The following is a 16,668-nucleotide window of genomic DNA, read 5'->3' on the forward strand; positions in this document are numbered from 1 at the left end:
CTGTTATTTTGGGATCGATGCAGGAGGGATGATTCGCGCAACGTCCGGTGCCGGTGGGGTTACGCTCTGTGCCCTCCGGCGGGAGGTCGCCACGGTTCAAAAAAGGTGTGATACCGGTCAGGCGTCCGCCCGGTCCGCCGCCGGGGAGAGGCCGGCGGCCTTCCCCGGGCCGGGGTGCGCCGGTTTCAACTCCCGGTACTCCTTCAAGGAGACCGTCAGGTCCCGGGTGAAGGCGAAGTACCCGATCTGGGTCGTCCGGCAGAGGTTCATCGCCATCTCCATCAGCCCCCGGGGGTCGGGGCGCGCCTCCCCGAGCCATACGTGGAATATGTTCCCGCCGTCCACGATGGGGAAGAAGATGTGCTCGATCTCGATCCTCTTCGTGAGCGGGACCGGGGCCGCCGGGGTGACGTGGGTGCCGTTCGTGTAGTAGATGGGGAGGTCGAGCGTCGTGCCGAGCATATCGACTGCTATCTCCACGTCGCCCTTGACGACGTTAAGCGCGTGCTCCCGGAACCGCTCGTCGAGGAGGTCGGCGACCGCGAACCGCTGGCCGGTCGTCTCCGCAGGGGTGCGAGCGAGGGCGATCGTCATGTTGTGCTTCGCCGAGAGCTCGCGGGCGTACATCTCGAGTTCGGTCATGGCCCGGACAGCGAGGCGGAACGCCTCCTTTGACTCGTGGAGCTGGTGCCCCGTGAAGTGCTGCACCATCTCGTTGACGCCGACCACGCCGATGGTGTAGACGAGGCCTTCGAGGTCCACGGCGACCGCACCGCGTTCGCCGGTGTTCGGGTCCTTCGGGCGCTGCATCGCAAAGGGCATCCGCCCGTTCGCCCGGATCAGCGACATCCAGCGGCGCTTGATCCGGTAGAGGTCGACGGCGATGTCCATGAGCGCCTTCAGCTCGGCAAAGAGCCGCTCCTGGCTGCCTTCCGCCTTGTATGCCGCCCGCGGGCAGTTGATGGACATCACCTGCCAGGAGCCCATCGAGAAGTGCTTCCCCTCCCGGAAGTAGAGTTTGTCCTCGAACTCGTCGTCCCCGTCGGCAAGCGATGAGAACTGGTAGGCGCAGCAGTTCCCCGTCACGACGCCGAGCGCGTTTGCGAAGGTGTGGGTGCCGGCGACGTCGACAAGGTCGTAGACGTAGCCGTCGCCGGCCACCGGCTCGATCGAGCGGATGCGGAGCGGGTGGACGTCGCTCCGGGCGAGCTGGCCCGTCCCGGCCGGCAGGGTGACGGGCGGGAGGAAGAGCGAGACCTGGATCCCCTCCACCCCGCCGGCGCTGTACCTGCCGGCGCAGGCGAGGGCGGTATACCCGGGAGAGTGCCCCCCCTCCGGGAGGCGGGTGAAGGCTCCGCCGGTCTCTCTCCCGAGAGGCACCTCCGCACAGCACCCGGTCGCCGCGGAGAACCGGTCGATCTGGTCCTGGGCCGTGATGCTGCAGGTGTAGGTCTTCTCTGGGGCCGTCTCATCCCCGGGCCGGCGGACTCTTGGTTCCCGCTCGGCGTAACTCATCTGGACGCCGATCTGCCCGGCGAGCCAGACCAGCTTCCGGGCGGCGTCCCGGGAGACCACCTTCAGCCTGATGCTCCGGGCACGGCGCCCGGAGGCTCTCCTTCCGGCGGCGCAGAAGGCCGCGCCGAGGTAGCCGCCGACCAGGGTGCTGTCGAGGTTGAAGAGCAGGTCGGGCACCGATCTCGTTGCGGCCGAGGAGCCGCATCCGAGGGCGTCGACCAGGAGGTAGACAAGTTTGCTCCTGACGACGACGTCGGTTCCCGTCGCCGACCTCTGGATCTGCGGCTCGTACCCGAGGGCGGCGCGGATACAGGCGGCGGCGTCCGCCGCAATACCCGCATCGTGCCCCTCAAAGGCGAGCCGGACCGTATAGCACCGTCCGGCGCGGTCGCTCGACCCTGCCGCAAGGTAGTAGCCGAGGAACGCCGCGAGTTCGGGGGTCGCCGGGAGGGTGCGGGGCAGGCCGGGGTGCCGGGTGCCGGGGACCGTCACCGCTTCTTGGGTGGCGCGGATCGCACCGGCGTGGCCCGCCTTTGCGAGGACCTCTGCGACGTCGATCTCCGCAACCGTGCCCTCGCAGAACCCCTCCGCCGTGAGCACCGGCAGGTAGTCGCCGATATCGAGGTCCCCTGCCGTCTCCCTGGCGAACCCGCCTCCGTTCAGGACGTAGACCGGGTGGTCGGGGGTGACGGTGATCTGCCGGCCCGACTCGAGGGTGATCCGGAGGAGGTCGCCGGTATACCGCCGGCGCATCACGCCGCGGAACGGGCGAAGCGACGCTTCCAGGGTCGTGAAGTCGACGCTCGGGGTCTTCCCGTCGTAGTAGGCGAGCTCCGTGCCGAACGGGTCGACCCGTCTCCCGTTCTTCGCCGCGGCGTCAAAGAGGCTCCGGATCGTTCTCACGGCGATCCTGCCGCCGCTGTCGGCTACCGGGACCAGCTCGTCGCCCGCGAGACACTGGTAGCACGATATCCCTTCCCCGGCGCCCCGGTAGGCCGGGATCTGGTTGTCGTAGTAGGGGGTGCCGAACTTCGATGCCAGCTCGAACGTCATCAGGTAGAGGTCGTGGTAGGTCGGGAGATCCGGGTGCTGCCGGTTATACGCCTCGTTCTCGGTGAGGAAGTCGGGTTCGATGCTGATCTCGGGCTTCGGGAAGGAGAAGGGTTTGCCCCAGTAGTCTCCCTCGAGCATCACCTCCATCAGCGCCTTGAAGAGGAGCCGGACCTCCCGCTCGAACTCGCCGTAGGTCCGGAGCGGCGCCTGGTTGCCGTCCCAGACCTTGCCGCGGTAGACGCAGGGTTTGTCCCTCCAGAGGGTCGGGACGCCCGGGGAGAGCTGGACCGACGAGAAGACCACCTGGCCGCCCCGGGCGACCATCATCTGGGTCATCTCGTAGACGAACATCTGCATCAGCTGTTTGATCCCGCCGTAGTCCATCCCCTCGAAGAAGGGCGCCATGAACGTCAGGAAGTTGTAGTAGCCCTGGCCCCCGGCGAAGTTCGTCTGTGCGGAGCCGAGCGCCTTGACGGCGTGGAGGACCGCCACCTCGGCCCTCTTTGCCGGGCCGGCGACCGACGCCTTCGTCCCGTTGCCGTCGGGCATCAGGCCGTAGTAGAAGAAGTAGCGCAGGTCCCAATCCTGGCAGTTGTGAATGAGCAGGCCGTCGGAGGCATAGAACGTATGGCTCTCCTCGCTCCCGTCTCCGTCGATGAAGAGGTCGTAGACGTATTCACCGGTCGGTTCCGCCGGAGCGACCTCGACGACGGTCTCTTCCCGCTCAGTGGTCCGTATCCCCTTCACCGCGGAGAGGAAACCGTCGACATGGTCCTGCCGCGAATCAAGGAACGTCGCATACCGGGCGAACGTCTCGACGTTCTTCCTCCCGTTGATCTGGAGACGGTAGAGCGTCCGGCGTTCTGTATCGTCTCCATAGAGTTCGACGACTTGCGGGGTCATACCAAGCGAGGTGAGCAGGAGAGCGAGTTCCTGCCGGAGCGCCGGTGAAGCGGTCGTGTAGTTGACGGTGCAGTCCGATCTTTCCGGGCGGTAGGATGCCGAGCCGTCTCCGGTGAAGAGGGCGGAGAGGAACTCGTGGAGGAGCACGTCGTCGAGGTGGTAGATGATCCAGGGGAGACGTTTCTCCGCCGCTCCTCCCTCCGGGATGCCGAAGACGTAGCAGAAGAGGAGATACGCCAGTTTCCCGCCGAAGGAGACCTGCAGGGCGCGGTTGTGCTCCACCCGGGCCCCGTAGATGGTCGTGGTATCGGGTGGCACGCCCGCGATCGTTGCATAGGTGTTCAGGACGGCGCGAGCCGTGGCCCCTATGGCGGGAGCCAGAGCGTTCCCGGTGATCGCGAGGTTGTACTGCCCGATCTGTGGGGCGGCGTTATAGTTGCCCTCCGCGACGAAGAACCCGAGAAGCCGGACGAGTTCCGGTGTAAGTTCAAGGAGAGCGGGCAGTTCGTGTTCGCTTCCCGCGACCTCTACGGTGACCCCGGCATATTCCTCGATGCCGTAGCGGCGAGAGAACGCGTTGAAGAGAGCAACGGGCATGGTCCCGCGCGTGTACCACTGTTTCTGGTGCTCGACGCCGAGTGTGCGCGATATATCGGCGTAGGAGGCGGCCCGCCCGCTCCGCACTGCATCTGCAAAGATATCCTGAGCGCCGCGGACGTAGACATCTCGAAGGAGATGGGCCGGCACCGATGCCGGGAGTTCCCGAACAAGGTCGATCGCCTCGATCGCCTCCCCGCGGACGGCATCGGTCCCGGAGATCCGGTAGAGGGCGTCCCCGGCACGCACCTCATCGGCGCGGCGGACGACCATCCCGTCAGTGGTCCGCACCGGGATCCGGTGCTCACCGGTGACCGAGAGCGACCGTCCGCCCGATGTCCGGATCCGGAGCATCTCGCCCGGGTTCACCCGCCGGCGGGTCACCTTCGTAACGCGCCTCCAGCCCTTCGGCGTGAGCGCGGAGAGGTCCTCCGGGCGCCATTCGTCCCCCTCGATCGGGAACTCGACGGGGAGGATGCTCTGGATCCGGTTGTCCATCCGCACGGGTATGGCCGTGCCCCCGTCGATACAGAACGGCCTTGTCCCGAAGTATTCCAGGTCATGGATGTGGAGGTCGCCGCGGAGGTGGTGGTCCGCGAGATCGGGAGGGAGCTGCAGGAGGTACTGCTCCTTGCTGATCTTGTCCGCCTTCTTCTTGTGCGACGTCTCGGCGTTCTCCTGGAGGTTCGCGTTGTCGTGAGCCTCAAACCCCCTCCCGACGTCGATGAGGTGCGCGTCAAAGACCGGAGTCCCGACCCTCGTGCAGACGTTGCGGTAGGAGATCAGGCCGCGCTCAAGGAGCGTCATGTTGACGATCTCGCGGATCAGGGGGCCGGAGAGCGACTGCAGGCCGAGCATCTGGATCTTCTTCTCGACCCGGCAGGCGATATCCTTCGCCGTCTCCTCGTCGGCCCCTTCGTAGCCGTAGAAGACCCCGACGAGGCGGGTCTCCTCCACGATCTGCCGGATGATCCGGTTCCTGTCCCAGTCGAGGAGGTAGCCCCGCGATGTCCGGACCTTCGGGAAGGTGGGGACGAACTCCCCGAATATGGTCGTCTGAGTCGATTTTCGTGCCAACCTCATGCCTCCGTGATCAGGTCACCGACGAGGTCTTCCTGGAACGTCCCGCCGGTAAAGAGGTCGGCGGACGTATAGAACGCTTCGCCCTTCTGCAGCACCGGCGCCTCCCGGACGAATATGCCGTTCATGCGAAGTTCCGTCAGCGCCTCGGCGGACGCCATGTCGCACTCGACGAAGGGAACCCCCCTGGAGGCGAGGAACTCTTTGAGAATTTCGCAATTCGGGCAAAGTTCAAGTGTATATACGATGAATTGCGCTGTATCCGATATGATAATACCCCCGGAGTCGGTCGTTATGTTTTGGCTCCGGACGGATATATCCTCTGCCATTTGGTGCAGATAGCGTCTGTTATCGGGCGCGTATTCCCGCACCCCGGTGCCGACGACGGCGAAAACTCCCGCAGGACTCGCGTTTCCGCCGCCTCCCGCCCCGTTTTTCCGGTATGCCTCCGCCGCACAATCACCATTTTGTAGGGAGAGGCACGATAGTACGGTAGTATGGTCAGGACGTTCGTTGCAATCGATCTGCCCGAAGAGATCCGCGAGAGGGCGCGTGCGTCCCAGGCGGTCCTGGCACGGTCCGAAGGAAGGCTCGCCATCGTCGATCCTGCAAACCTCCACATCACGGTGAAGTTCCTCGGGGAGGTCGATCCGGCGCTGATCGGGTCGATTGGCGGGGCGCTCCGGACCGTCGCGGCCGACCCCTTCGACCTGACGGTCGGGCGTGCGGCCTGCAACCCCCCGCGGAGGCCGCGGGTGATCTGGTGCGACGTCACCGACACCGGGGAGAGCGCCGCCCTCGCCCGGCAGGTGGATGACCTCCTTTCGCCGCTCGGGTTCCCCCGGGAGAGCCGTCCTTTCCGCCCGCACGTGACTCTTGCGCGGGTCAAGGAGTTTCACCCCTCGCAGTGCAAAGAGGCGGCCTCCCTGCCTCCCGAACCGCTCGGAAGGGCCAGGGTGGAGGCGATCAAACTCAAGAAGAGCACGCTCACGCCGCGGGGCTCCGTCTACGAGGACCTTCTGGAGGTCCCGCTTTGACCCGGTGCCCCTGCGAGGAGGAGGTGCTCAGGCGGATCCGCCCGACGCCCGAAGAGCGGGCCTACGTCCGGGCGATGGGAGAGCGCCTGATCGAGGCGGTGGAGCGATCGGGGATGGCAAAAGCGATGATGGTGGGGTCGGTCGCCCGCGACACCTTCGTCCGGGGTGACCGGGACCTCGATATCTTCATGCTCTTTGACCCCGCTCTCCCCCGTGAAGATCTGCAGGAGAAGGGGCTTCTCCTGGCACGCCGGGTCGCGGAGGAGTTCGGCGCGGTCTGGCGCGAGAAGTACGCCGAGCACCCCTACGTCAACGCGACGATCGACTCGCTGGATATCGATCTCGTCCCCTGCTACGCCGTCCCGAGCGCCACTGAGATCAAGAGCGCCGTGGACCGGACACCGTTTCATACCCGCTACATCCGCGCCCACATCGACGGCTACGCAGACGACGTCCTCCTCGTAAAGCAGTTCGCGAAGGCGGGCGGAGTCTACGGGTCGGACCACATGACCGAGGGGTTCTCCGGCTACCTCTGCGAGATCCTGACGATCTACTACGGCGGGTTTCACGCGCTCATCGAGGCCGCCGCCCGCTGGAGGCCGGGAGAGGTGATCGATATCGAGGGGCACGGGAGAAAGCAGTTCGAGGAACCGCTCGTCGTCATCGATCCGGTCGACCCGGAGAGGAACGTGGCGGCGGCGCTCTCGCTCTCGCGGATGTTCGAGTTTGCGGAACTCGCCCGCGGCTACCTCAGAGAACCGTCGGAGACGTTCTTCTGCCGGTCATCCTCCCCGCCGCTCACCCGCGAGGTCTTTGCCCGCCTCCTCTCCACCCGGGGGACGCACCTCTTCTCCCTTGCGTTTGCAACGCCGGACTACACGCCCGACACGGTGGTCCCCCAGCTCCGGAAGTCCGCCGAATCGATCCGGGAACTCCTTGAGCGGAGCGGGTTTCCGGCAAACCGGATCGACACCTGCATGGGAGAGGAGCGGTGCTTGCTCCTCTTTGAGCTGATGGCGGGCGAAGTCCCGGCGATGCGCCGGCATATCGGGCCGCCGGTCTGGTCACGGGAGAACGCGGAGAAGTTCCTCCTGAAGTATGTCGGCGAGGAGGTCTTCGCCGGCCCCTACATCGAGGACGGCCGCTACATCGTGGAGGTGCCCCGTCCGTTCACCCGGGCCGTCGACCTCCTGCGGTCGAAGGCCCTCTTTGAGGTCGCGCTCGGGAAGCACGTCCGCCGCTCGATGAAGCAGGGATGGGCGGTGAAGGTGGGTGCGGAGTGCTGGGACGATGAGTTTGCCGGGTTCCTCTCGGAGTTCCTCGGGCGTTCGTCGCCGCTTGCGAGGATCAAGAGGACGACGGGAAGGTAGGGGGACCCGGCCCTCCGGGTGGCGGTTGGAGAGCCCTGCCCGGTCTGTGTCGTTCGCCGGGTTCCCCGCCCCGGCGCCGCGGTCGGCCCGGACTTCCGATACCCTTGCCGCTCTCTGTTCTGGGTCTCTCCCGAGACCGGCACTCGCCGGGCCCGGGGTGAGAACCGCTACAGTTGCTCCCAGATCAGGGCATATATGGCGCCGATGAGGGGAAAGCCCACAGCCCCGAAGAGGAGGTTTTCAAAGTAGAACCCGGCCGGGTAATCCATCGACGTGAAGGTTATGAAGACGCTGGGCACCGTGTAGATCAGGAAGAGTGCCGCACCGAAGACTGCCCCCTTGCTGCCCGGCGGGCCATGCAATGCGTCTTTCACCAGATCGAATATGATGGCCGCCGCAAACGACAGAACGAACGGGTAGGCGAAGAAGAACAGCATCAGCGGATCTTCCGCCGGGCGCATGCCGCCCAGGGTGAGGGCATCGTAGGGGGCGACAAGCATTATGAATGCCGAGATGACGAAGTTCACGATGAGGAGGGTTATACCGCCGATGAACCCCCCGGCAAGGATCTTTTTTGCATTCATGGATGTTCACGAGACGTATCTCTCCGTGGCGATATCAAAAACGTTTCCTTTATCCGGCGATGTTGCGCGATACGCTTAAATCTACGCGAGCCGGTTGCTCTCCTCCTATCGGTTCGATGGAAAAACGGCGCGGAATGCCCGGAGATCACAGCAGAAGACGGCGTTCTCGGGCTCACGAAGCAGGTGGCGATGACCGCGGGGCCGGCAAACGGACCATCCTCACCCGGCGGCTGGAGAGCGCCGCCCCTCCCTCCTGGTGCATTCCCGGTCGATATCAGCACTGGCGTATCCTCCCCCTCCTCTCAACCTGCGCCTTCAGGATGGAGAGTTGGACGAGGACGTCTTTTTCCTCGTGCTGCAGGTAGGCCTCCCGGTCAACGAGCGCACGGGGGACCTGCCATCGGCATCAGGGAATCCCGCGCAAAAAAAGTATTATTCTTCCCGCCGCTCTGCTTTCTTCGCCGCCAGGCGCTCGACGGCGGCGACATCAACGCTCCCGCCGGTCGCAAGTTTTCCCTGCCAGACCGCCCGGTCGACGAACCCCTTGCCGATATCGTTCCTGATCACAAGCGTCGTGTAACCGTCCGGCGATCCGACGGCCCCGGCCGAGACGTCCGCCTCCACGGCCGTAAAGTCGGTGCAGACCCGGCACCCGGGCCGGACCGACTCCTCGAGGTCGGTAAGCGGGATGGATATACGCCGCTCGTCCTGCAGGTAGACGTCAAGCTTCCCCTTGATGTCCAGGCGCTGGATCTCCCAGGGCTCGATCCGGCGCTCGGCCTGCAGTTTCCCCTCGACCAGTTTCGCGTAATCGAACGTCTCCGTGCAGAAGAGGCCGACGACGAGCCGGATCGCCTTCGCGTACGGCCGGAGGAGTTCGTGGTCGCTCGCCCGGATCGCCTGCGTCGCCCGTGCCACACAGGGCACACCCACGACGGCGATCCGCCGGTACTTCCGGGTGACCACCGCTTCCTTCAAGGAGGCAAGGAGCGGCACCCACCAGGAGTAGCGGCTCCCGGCGTGCTGGATGAGCGCATCCGACGATGTGATCACTGCCGATGAGGGTTTCAGCGTCCAGGGGTCCCTCGTCACCGTGACGACCGCATCGATCAGCCCCTCATCGAGGGCGTTGACGAGGATCGCCGTCACCGCGCCGCCGCTCTGCTTGCGCTCCACCGGGAATACCGACCGGGCCGCAACGATCTCCCGGTGCGACCCGAGCATCCGCCCCTGCCCCGCGAGGTCGACTCTCGGGCAGGCCGCGTAGCAGGCCCCGCAGGGCACGCTGTCGTTCTCGGCCTTGCAGTAGCCGATGTTCACCGGTGCATCGGTGTCCCCCGGCATAAATCGGAGGGCGTCCGCCGGGCAGACCGCCACGCACGCACCGCACCCGGAGCAGAGGTCCGTAGCCCAGACCGCGGCTTGCAGGTCTTTGAATGTCTTCGTCTCCATCCCAATCACTCCCACGTATACTTCCCGGCAAAGGGCCGTGCGCTCGCGGGCACAATCCGGGTGTAGTCCGCGTTCAGGAGCGGTTCCGGGTCGAGCCCGAAGTCGCCCGCAAACTCGCGGATCACCGGGGCGATCCTTTTTCGGTCCTCATCGGTGAGCGGCACCTTCTTTGCCCCGGCGGCAAGGCAGGCGTCGTCCACACTGCCCCGGATGATGATCTCCCCGCCGTGGATCCCGCTCCCGATACCGCGGGCGTCCATGGCGCCGTCGAGACCGAGGACGACGAGAAGGCCGCCCGCCATGTACTCGCCGAGGAACGTCCGGGCGGACCCCCCGACGACCAGTATCGGGCGCTGTGCCTCGTACTGCTTCATGTGGATCCCGCCCCGGTAGCCGATGTTCCCGCGGACGAAGACCTTGCCGCCCCGCATGCTGTGCGCCACCGCGTCCCCGGCGCTCCCGTGGATCACCACCTTCCCGGAATCCATCGTGTTGCCGGGCGCGTGCTCGGCGTTCCCGTGGACGATAACGGTCGGCCCGCTCATGAACATGGCAAGGTCGCCGCCCGCGACGCCGTAGACGTGGATGGTGGCGTTCCCGCGGAGGCCGTCGCCGATGAACCGCTGCCCGAGGACGTTCTGGACGACGACCTCGTCGGCGCCGTCCTCCACGGCCTTCCTGATCTGCTGGTTTAAGGGCGTGTAGTGCATTCCCTTCGCATCGATCGTGACTTGTTTTGCCATCATGCTCACGCTCCCACCGGCTCGACGTCAAGGACGTTGAGTATGTTCTCGTCCAGCATGTATCCCCGGAGCCGGTCGCGGTTGCCCCGCAGGCTCTCGATGCTGTTGATCCCCGCCGCCCCCATCAGTTCGGTGATCTCGAGCGTCCATGCGTGGATGAGGTTTGCGACCTGTTTCGATGCCACGTCGGGGTCCAGGCGCTCGACCAGGTCCGGGCGCTGGGTGGCAATCCCCCAGGGGCAGAGACCCTGGTAGCAGTTCCCGCAGACCCGGCAGCCCATCGCCGCGAGCGCTGCGGTCCCGATGTAGACCGCATCCGCGCCGAGGGCGATCGCCTTCACGACATCCGCGCTCTCGCGTATGCTGCCGCAGGCGATGAGGGAGACCTCGTTCCTGAGCCCCTGCCTCCGGAGTTCCCGGTCGGCGCTCGCGACGGCGACCTCGATCGGTATGCCGACGTGGTCGCGGAAGACCCGCGGCGCCGCGCCGGTGCCGCCCCGGAACCCGTCGATGACGACGGCGTCCACCGAGGACCGGGCAACGGCCGCCACGTTCTCGGCTGTATTGTTGACGGCTGCGACCTTGGCAAAGACCGGTTTCTTCCACTCCGTCGCCTCCTTGATGGCCCGGACGAGCTGGGAGAGGTCCTCGATGCCATAGATGTCGTGGTGCGGCGCAGGGCTGATGGCGTCGCTCCCCTCCGGGATCATCCGGGTGCGGGAGACGTCCTTGCTGACCTTCTCGCCCGTGAGGTGGCCGCCGATGCCCGGTTTTGCGCCCTGCCCGAGTTTGATCTCGATGGCGGCGCCGCGCTCCAGGTAATCGATGTTCACGCCGAACCTTCCTGAGGCGACCTGGACGATCATGCGGTCCTGGTAGGGGTAGAGGCCGGCGTGGAGCCCGCCCTCCCCGGTGCCCATGTAGGTGCCGGTCTCCTTCGCGGCCCGGGCCATGGATACCTGGGCGTTGAGGCTGATCGCCCCGTAACTCATGTGGCCGAGCATGACCGGGGTCTCGAGCATGAGGTTCGGGGCGAGTTCCGTGGCGAGTTCCACGTCACCGTTCGAATTCCGGCAGAGATCCAGGTGCGACGGCTTCTTCCCGAGGTAGGTCCGGAGTTCGACGGGTTCGCGGAGCGGGTCGGTGGGCGGCGTGGTGACCTGGCAGGCGTCCAGCATCAGGTGGTCGAAGATGACCGGGAGGTTTGCGACGCTGCCCATCCCGGCGAGGATGATCTTTCCCGTCCGGGCCTGGTTGTAGATCGCCTCCCGGGTTGCCCTGGTCCATACCGGGTGGCTCCGGTAGTCACAGGGCTGCTCTTCGAGCATGATGGCGTCCCGGGGGCAGTAGGCGAGGCACCGGTGGCAGGCGGTGCACTTCCGGGAGTTGATCAGGATCCGGTCGCCGTCCCGCCGGAAGACGCCGTAGGAACAGTTGTTGATGCACCGTTCGCACTCCATGCACTGTTCGCGGTCGATCGTGACCCGGTACCGCAGCGGCATGCTGCCGAGGTTGCTGCTCACGGGGCAACCCTCCCGATCACCGGCTCGCCTGCAGCCGGCATGGTGATCGATTCGACCTTCGGTTCCATGGCCCGGATCGCCGCCTCTTCGCTTGAGATGTAGAGGCGGTCCGCGCACTCGCCGACGACCATCGGCCGGAGTTTGCCCCGGTCGGTGAACCCGACCATCATATCGGGGTTCGCGGCCACGACGGTGAACGGCCCGTTCATCGTCGCGGGGCCGTAGGCGAACCGGAGGGCGCGGTTCAATTTCTGCTTGCTTTCGGGCATCCGGTCGATCTCATCCCAGTAGGGCGGGGCGAGCGCCCGGATGGCGAGGTCGATGTCGAGGCCGTGCCGCCGCACCAGGAGGTCGATCAGGCAGGTGATGACCTCGCTGTCGGTAGAGTTCGAGCACGTGTAGCCGAAACTCTCGATGTAGCGCCGGTTGGTCCCGTAGGTGGTGATCTTCCCGTTCTCCACGACGCTCCAATCGTGCAGGTTGAACGGGTCGGGCCGTTCCCACTTCCCGGGGCTCGCAGTCGCGTAGCGGTTGTGCGCGAGCCAGATGTAGCCCTCGTAGTCCTCGATCCGGTAGAAGTCCGCCACGGTCTCCGGCCGGCTCCCGGCTCCTCCGGCCTTGAAGACCCCGGCGTTCTTTCCGGACGAGACGATCTCGGCCCCGTTCTGGCATGCGTTGATCTGCATCACAAGGGTTGTAATGATATCCTTCTCAGGCGTCGCGCTCCCGGGCGCGAGGGAGGGGTCCGGCCTGAAGAAGTAGCGCCAGGGAGTGCAGGCTGCCCGGAAGTTCGGCTGGTCGTAGGTCGGGATCGCCTCATCGTGCTCGATCGTCCCCCACTGCTCCAGCGTTGCGTCGACGACCGCTTTGCTCTCGCAGGCGTTGTCGAGGAAGACGTGGAGCGCATAACAGTCCCGGTAGTCGGGGTATATGCCGTAAGCCGCGTATCCCGCCCCCTCGCCGCTGCCGCGCTCGTTCATTATGGAGAGGGCCTGCCGGATGCCGGAACCATCCATCATCCGGCGCCTCTTATCCATTACACCAAAAATGCCGCACATGATAACCTCGGTGAATAACGTTGTATTGCCGTTTCCTATAGTTCTGCTTGGGTATATTTGTGTCAATAGGTATTTATTCCATCGGATAGAAGTAGACTTCCACATGTCCCGCGACGCCACTTCTGTGATGCTTGAGCGCATCGAACAGGATAATGTCCGATTCCTTCACCTGCAGTTCACCGACCTCCTTGGTATGCCAAAGAACGTCGCCATCCCGGTGAAGCAGGCGGAGAAGGCGCTGACCGGGGGTATCGGGTTTGACGGGTCGTCGATCGAGGGGTTCGTCCGTATCGAGGAGTCCGACATGGTCCTGAAACCCGACCTCTCCACCTACACCCTCCTGCCCTGGCGGCCCCAGGAGTACACGGTGGCGCGCTTTATGTGCGACGTCTACAAGGCGAACGGCAAGCCTTTCGAGGGCGACCCGCGCTACGTCCTTCGCACAGCCATGGAGGACGCGGCGCGGGACGGGTATACTTTCAACACCGGCCCGGAACTCGAGTTCTTCCTCTTCCGGATGGTCGACGGCAGACCGACCACGCTCTTCCAGGACGTCGGCGGCTACTTCGACCTCGCCCCCACCGACCTCGCGGAGGACGTCCGGCGCGAGATCATCATCGCCCTCACCGAGATGGGGTTCGAGATCGAGGCGTCCCACCACGAGGTCGCGGAGAGCCAGCACGAGATCGACTTCAAGTACAGCGACGCCCTCCACACCGCAGACAACGTCATCACGTTCAAGTTCGCGGTCAAGACGATGGCACTGATGCGCGGCCTGCACGCGTCGTTCATGGCAAAGCCGATCTACGGCATCTGCGGGAGCGGGATGCACACCAACTGTTCGCTTGCAAAAGACGGGGTGAACGCGTTCTACGACCCGGAGGCCCCCCTGCAGCTCTCCGAGACCTGCATGCACTTCATCGGCGGCCTCCTCCGGCACGCCAAGGCCATCACCCGGGTCGCGAACCCGACGATCAACTCCTATAAGAGGCTCGTCCCCGGCTACGAGGCGCCCTGTTACATCAGCTGGAGCGCCGGCAACCGCTCGGCCCTCGTCCGGGTCCCGACACCGCGCGGCAACAGCACCCGGGTCGAGTTCCGGAGCCCCGACCCGACCTGCAACCCCTACCTCACCTTTGCCGCGATGCTCACCGCAGGGATGGAGGGTGTCCGGGAGGGGATCGAACCGCCGGCCGGCGTCGATAAGAATATCTATCATATGAAGGCCGAAGACCGGAAGCGCGCCGGGATCGAGACGCTCCCCGGGGACCTCTACGCGGCTCACCAGGCCCTGCTTGCCGACGACCTCATCTGCAGGGCACTCGGGCCCCACGTCGTCGAGGCGCTCACGAATGTCGCGGAGGCCGAGTGGGAAGCATACCGGACGGCGGTCCACCCCTGGGAGCTCGACCGGTATCTGGCGACGTATTAACCCCTTCTCTGCGAGAACACCCGGATTCGCCGGGGCGGAGCAGGCGGCCGGATATCGAGGCAGCCCGCCCCCGCTCTCTCCGGTCTCTTCCCCTGTGGTGACGGCTACCGCGGTCCCCCGCCCGGGGAGATCCGGGGGAGGAACCGGGTCCAGCCCCTCTCCCCTTCTCCTGGGAAACCGGCGTCAGCGCCGCTCCCCGGCATGGCTTCCCGCTGGATATCGTGAACATTGCCTGCCCCTGCCCCCGGGAGGGGCGGGGAGGAGCGTGAAGCGCGGGGGGGTGCTGGAGAGGGACGTACGAGTATCCTCTTCAGGGTGGCCATGCAGGGTGGGGGTTGCCGGAGAGGGATTTTCGGGTGTCGCTTTACCCGGTGAGGGGGTGCTGGAGAGGAGCGCTCTGTGGGGGATGGGACGAAGGCCAGATATAGTCTGGAGTAGATGCGCCATTCCTGCGTCCGGCAGATCCCGGGTTCGGGGCCGGAGGTGCGGCGTGCAGCGTTACAGAAAAACCCTTCTCTGGTGCGGAAAAATGGATGCCGGGCTCCTTAGCAGCACTGCTGCTTCCCGCCGGCCTCTTCTCCCTCGAGGAGGAGCCGGCCAAAGAGCATCCGTTCGAGCACGGCGGCCACGTACTTCATCCGCTGGGCCGCCTCCATATCCTCGTAGCGGTGGATGTCCGCGTAGACCTGCAGGCGGACGAGGCCGAACCGGAGGCGGTCGAGTTCCTCGTCCCCGAGGTCGGAGGCCTCACGGTAGACCGGTTCGAGCAGGAAGGGGAACTCCTCGAAGTTCTCGAGCGCCTCGACAACCTTTGAGAATACCGGGAGGGGGTCCTCCCGCCCGGCAAGAATCCGCGAGTACTCCATGGTCACCCCTCGATCTGCTCGACCAGGGCTCTCATGACGGCATCGATGCTCTTCCAGGTCGGGCTCTCCGCGGTCCCGGCATGGCGGATGATGAAGGGCCGCCCTTCGTCCGCAGCCTTGCGCATCTCGGGGTCGAGCGGGATGGCCCCGAGGAAGGGAACCCCGAGCTCCTTTGCCTCTTTCTCGCCGCCGCCCCTGCCGAAGATATCGATCTCCTCCTTGCAGTGGGGGCAGACGAACCCGCTCATGTTCTCCACGATCCCGAGGACCGGGAGTTCGAGTTTCCTGACAAACTGGACGGCTTTGCTCGAATCGAGGATCGCGACGTCCTGCGGGGTGGTGACGATGACGGCTCCCGCGATGTTCGGGGCGAGCTGGGCGACGGTGAGCGCCTCGTCGCCGGTGCCGGGCGGGAGGTCGACGACCAGGTAGTCGAGGTTGCCCCAGTCGACGTCTTCCAGGAACTGCCGGATGACCGTCATCTTCATCGGACCGCGCCAGATCACGGGGGTGTTGCGCTCCGGGAGCAGGAACGCCATGGAGATGAGCGCAAGGTTGCCGGTGATCCTGACCGGTTCGATGACCTTGCCGTCGTAGGACTGGAGGCGGGCGTCCTCGACACCGAGCATCTTCGGTATGTCCGGGCCGTGGATATCAAGGTCGATGAGGCCTGTGTTGTAGCCGCGGCTGGCAAGGGCGTAGGCAAGGTTCGCCGATACCGTGCTCTTGCCGACCCCGCCCTTCCCGGAGAGGACGAGGACGACGTGCTTCACCCTGATATCCGCCTTCGGGGGGAGGCCCTTTGGGGCGTTCAGGTTTCTTGGATCTTCGCATTTGGTCGTAGACGGGCAGCCGGCGCAGTTCCCGGAACAGGTATTTTTATCGGGTTCGGTCGTTTGAGTCATCAGAACTATCCTCCGCGGTGTGGTAATCCTTCGTTAAGGACGATCCGGAGCTACTATATATTAACCGCAAACGTCACAAAAAGGTATAGGTGATGGCAAATTTTCCCGTACGCCCCCGGGAATACTGCTTTTGCACGCGTTTATCCCCCGGCGGCGGGGGGAAAAAGGGCGACGACGTCGCCGTCGTCAAGGGGGGTCTCAAGACCCCCGCTGAAGTGGATGTTCCTGCCGTTCTGACCCACGCCCGCAGGGGTGAAGAGGGCGTCGCCGGGCCCGGGGTGCCGGGCGGAGAGGCCCTGTCTATCTCCTCCTTGACGACGGGCACGCAGGGGATCCGGGACGTGTCGGGGCTGTGGGGGATGACGACACCCTGCCGCCGCGCCTCCTCACAGAACCGCTCACCGGGGGCGCCCCGAAAGGCCGGGCCCGGGAACGGGAGCCCCTTCTTGACGACTACTACCGGGCCCGGGGATGGGACCGGGAAGGGCGTCCCACGCCGGAGAGACTCCGCGGCCCCGGTATCGGCGAGGAGGCGGTCCCTCTCCCCTGA

At 65.4% G+C, this 16,668-nt stretch carries 14 protein-coding genes; 4 read left to right on the forward strand and 10 right to left on the reverse strand.

The window, feature by feature from the left end; all coding sequences use genetic code 11:
* Positions 1-117: 117 nt before the first annotated feature.
* Together nrdD and QZ408_RS01840 are read right to left on the reverse strand one after the other, a co-directional pair.
* On the reverse strand, positions 118-5,151 hold the full coding sequence (gene nrdD, locus QZ408_RS01835) for an anaerobic ribonucleoside-triphosphate reductase (RefSeq protein WP_292489245.1): 5,034 nt from the start codon (positions 5,149-5,151) through the stop codon (positions 118-120).
* Positions 5,148-5,477 carry a glutaredoxin family protein gene (locus tag QZ408_RS01840; protein ID WP_292489247.1) on the reverse strand — a complete coding sequence of 110 codons (330 nt, stop codon included), beginning with the start codon at positions 5,475-5,477 and terminating at the stop codon, positions 5,148-5,150. Before QZ408_RS01840 ends, nrdD begins: the two co-directional genes overlap by 4 nt.
* 168 nt (positions 5,478-5,645) lie before the next feature.
* On the opposite strand from QZ408_RS01840, the gene thpR reads away from it, so the two are divergent.
* Together thpR and cca are read left to right on the forward strand one after the other, a co-directional pair.
* Positions 5,646-6,185 carry an RNA 2',3'-cyclic phosphodiesterase gene (gene thpR / locus QZ408_RS01845; RefSeq protein ID WP_292489249.1) on the forward strand — a complete coding sequence of 180 codons (540 nt, stop codon included), beginning with the start codon at positions 5,646-5,648 and terminating at the stop codon, positions 6,183-6,185.
* Positions 6,182-7,555 (forward strand): CCA tRNA nucleotidyltransferase, encoded by a 1,374-nt coding sequence (gene cca / locus QZ408_RS01850; RefSeq protein ID WP_292489250.1) that lies wholly within the window; start codon positions 6,182-6,184, stop codon positions 7,553-7,555. Before thpR ends, cca begins: the two co-directional genes overlap by 4 nt.
* Before the next feature lie 167 nt (positions 7,556-7,722).
* Here the strand turns inward: cca and QZ408_RS01855 are convergent, their stop codons facing one another.
* The 5 genes from QZ408_RS01855 to QZ408_RS01875 all read right to left on the reverse strand — a co-directional run bounded on the left by QZ408_RS01855 (position 7,723) and on the right by QZ408_RS01875 (position 12,915).
* The gene (locus tag QZ408_RS01855) at positions 7,723-8,139 is read right to left on the reverse strand and encodes a hypothetical protein (RefSeq protein WP_292489252.1); all 417 of its coding nucleotides are present in this window, start codon (positions 8,137-8,139) and stop codon (positions 7,723-7,725) included.
* 432 nt (positions 8,140-8,571) lie between these two features.
* Positions 8,572-9,591, reverse strand: a complete 1,020-nt coding sequence (locus tag QZ408_RS01860) for a Coenzyme F420 hydrogenase/dehydrogenase, beta subunit C-terminal domain (RefSeq protein WP_292489254.1) — start codon at positions 9,589-9,591, stop codon at positions 8,572-8,574.
* A 5-nt stretch (positions 9,592-9,596) separates the two neighbouring features.
* Positions 9,597-10,334: a hypothetical protein gene (locus tag QZ408_RS01865; RefSeq protein WP_292489776.1), complete on the reverse strand. Its 738-nt coding sequence runs from the start codon at positions 10,332-10,334 to the stop codon at positions 9,597-9,599.
* 5 nt (positions 10,335-10,339) lie between these two features.
* Complete coding sequence (locus QZ408_RS01870) at positions 10,340-11,836, reverse strand: glutamate synthase-related protein (RefSeq protein WP_292489777.1); 1,497 nt, start codon at positions 11,834-11,836, stop codon at positions 10,340-10,342.
* 17 nt (positions 11,837-11,853) lie between these two features.
* Positions 11,854-12,915 carry a hypothetical protein gene (locus QZ408_RS01875; protein ID WP_292489255.1) on the reverse strand — a complete coding sequence of 354 codons (1,062 nt, stop codon included), beginning with the start codon at positions 12,913-12,915 and terminating at the stop codon, positions 11,854-11,856.
* Between the two features lie 103 nt (positions 12,916-13,018).
* Here QZ408_RS01875 and QZ408_RS01880 point away from each other — a divergent pair, with 103 nt between their 5' ends.
* Complete coding sequence (locus QZ408_RS01880; protein ID WP_292489257.1) at positions 13,019-14,347, forward strand: glutamine synthetase beta-grasp domain-containing protein; 1,329 nt, start codon at positions 13,019-13,021, stop codon at positions 14,345-14,347.
* 545 nt (positions 14,348-14,892) lie between these two features.
* Here QZ408_RS01880 and QZ408_RS01885 read toward each other — a convergent pair.
* From QZ408_RS01885 to QZ408_RS01895, 3 genes are all read right to left on the reverse strand, one after another.
* Positions 14,893-15,213: a hypothetical protein gene (locus QZ408_RS01885; protein ID WP_292489258.1), complete on the reverse strand. Its 321-nt coding sequence runs from the start codon at positions 15,211-15,213 to the stop codon at positions 14,893-14,895.
* A 2-nt stretch (positions 15,214-15,215) separates the two neighbouring features.
* The gene (locus QZ408_RS01890; RefSeq protein WP_292489260.1) at positions 15,216-16,118 is read right to left on the reverse strand and encodes an Mrp/NBP35 family ATP-binding protein; all 903 of its coding nucleotides are present in this window, start codon (positions 16,116-16,118) and stop codon (positions 15,216-15,218) included.
* Positions 16,119-16,258: 140 nt separating this feature from the next.
* Complete coding sequence (locus QZ408_RS01895) at positions 16,259-16,360, reverse strand: MoaD/ThiS family protein (RefSeq protein ID WP_292489262.1); 102 nt, start codon at positions 16,358-16,360, stop codon at positions 16,259-16,261.
* 110 nt (positions 16,361-16,470) lie between these two features.
* Between QZ408_RS01895 and QZ408_RS01900 the strand changes: the two genes are divergently transcribed.
* Positions 16,471-16,668 carry an aldehyde ferredoxin oxidoreductase C-terminal domain-containing protein gene (locus QZ408_RS01900; protein ID WP_292489264.1) on the forward strand — a complete coding sequence of 66 codons (198 nt, stop codon included), beginning with the start codon at positions 16,471-16,473 and terminating at the stop codon, positions 16,666-16,668.

Origin of the sequence: Methanoculleus sp. 10, assembly GCF_913757945.1 — an archaeon.
Taxonomy (GTDB): Archaea; Halobacteriota; Methanomicrobia; order Methanomicrobiales; family Methanoculleaceae; genus Methanoculleus.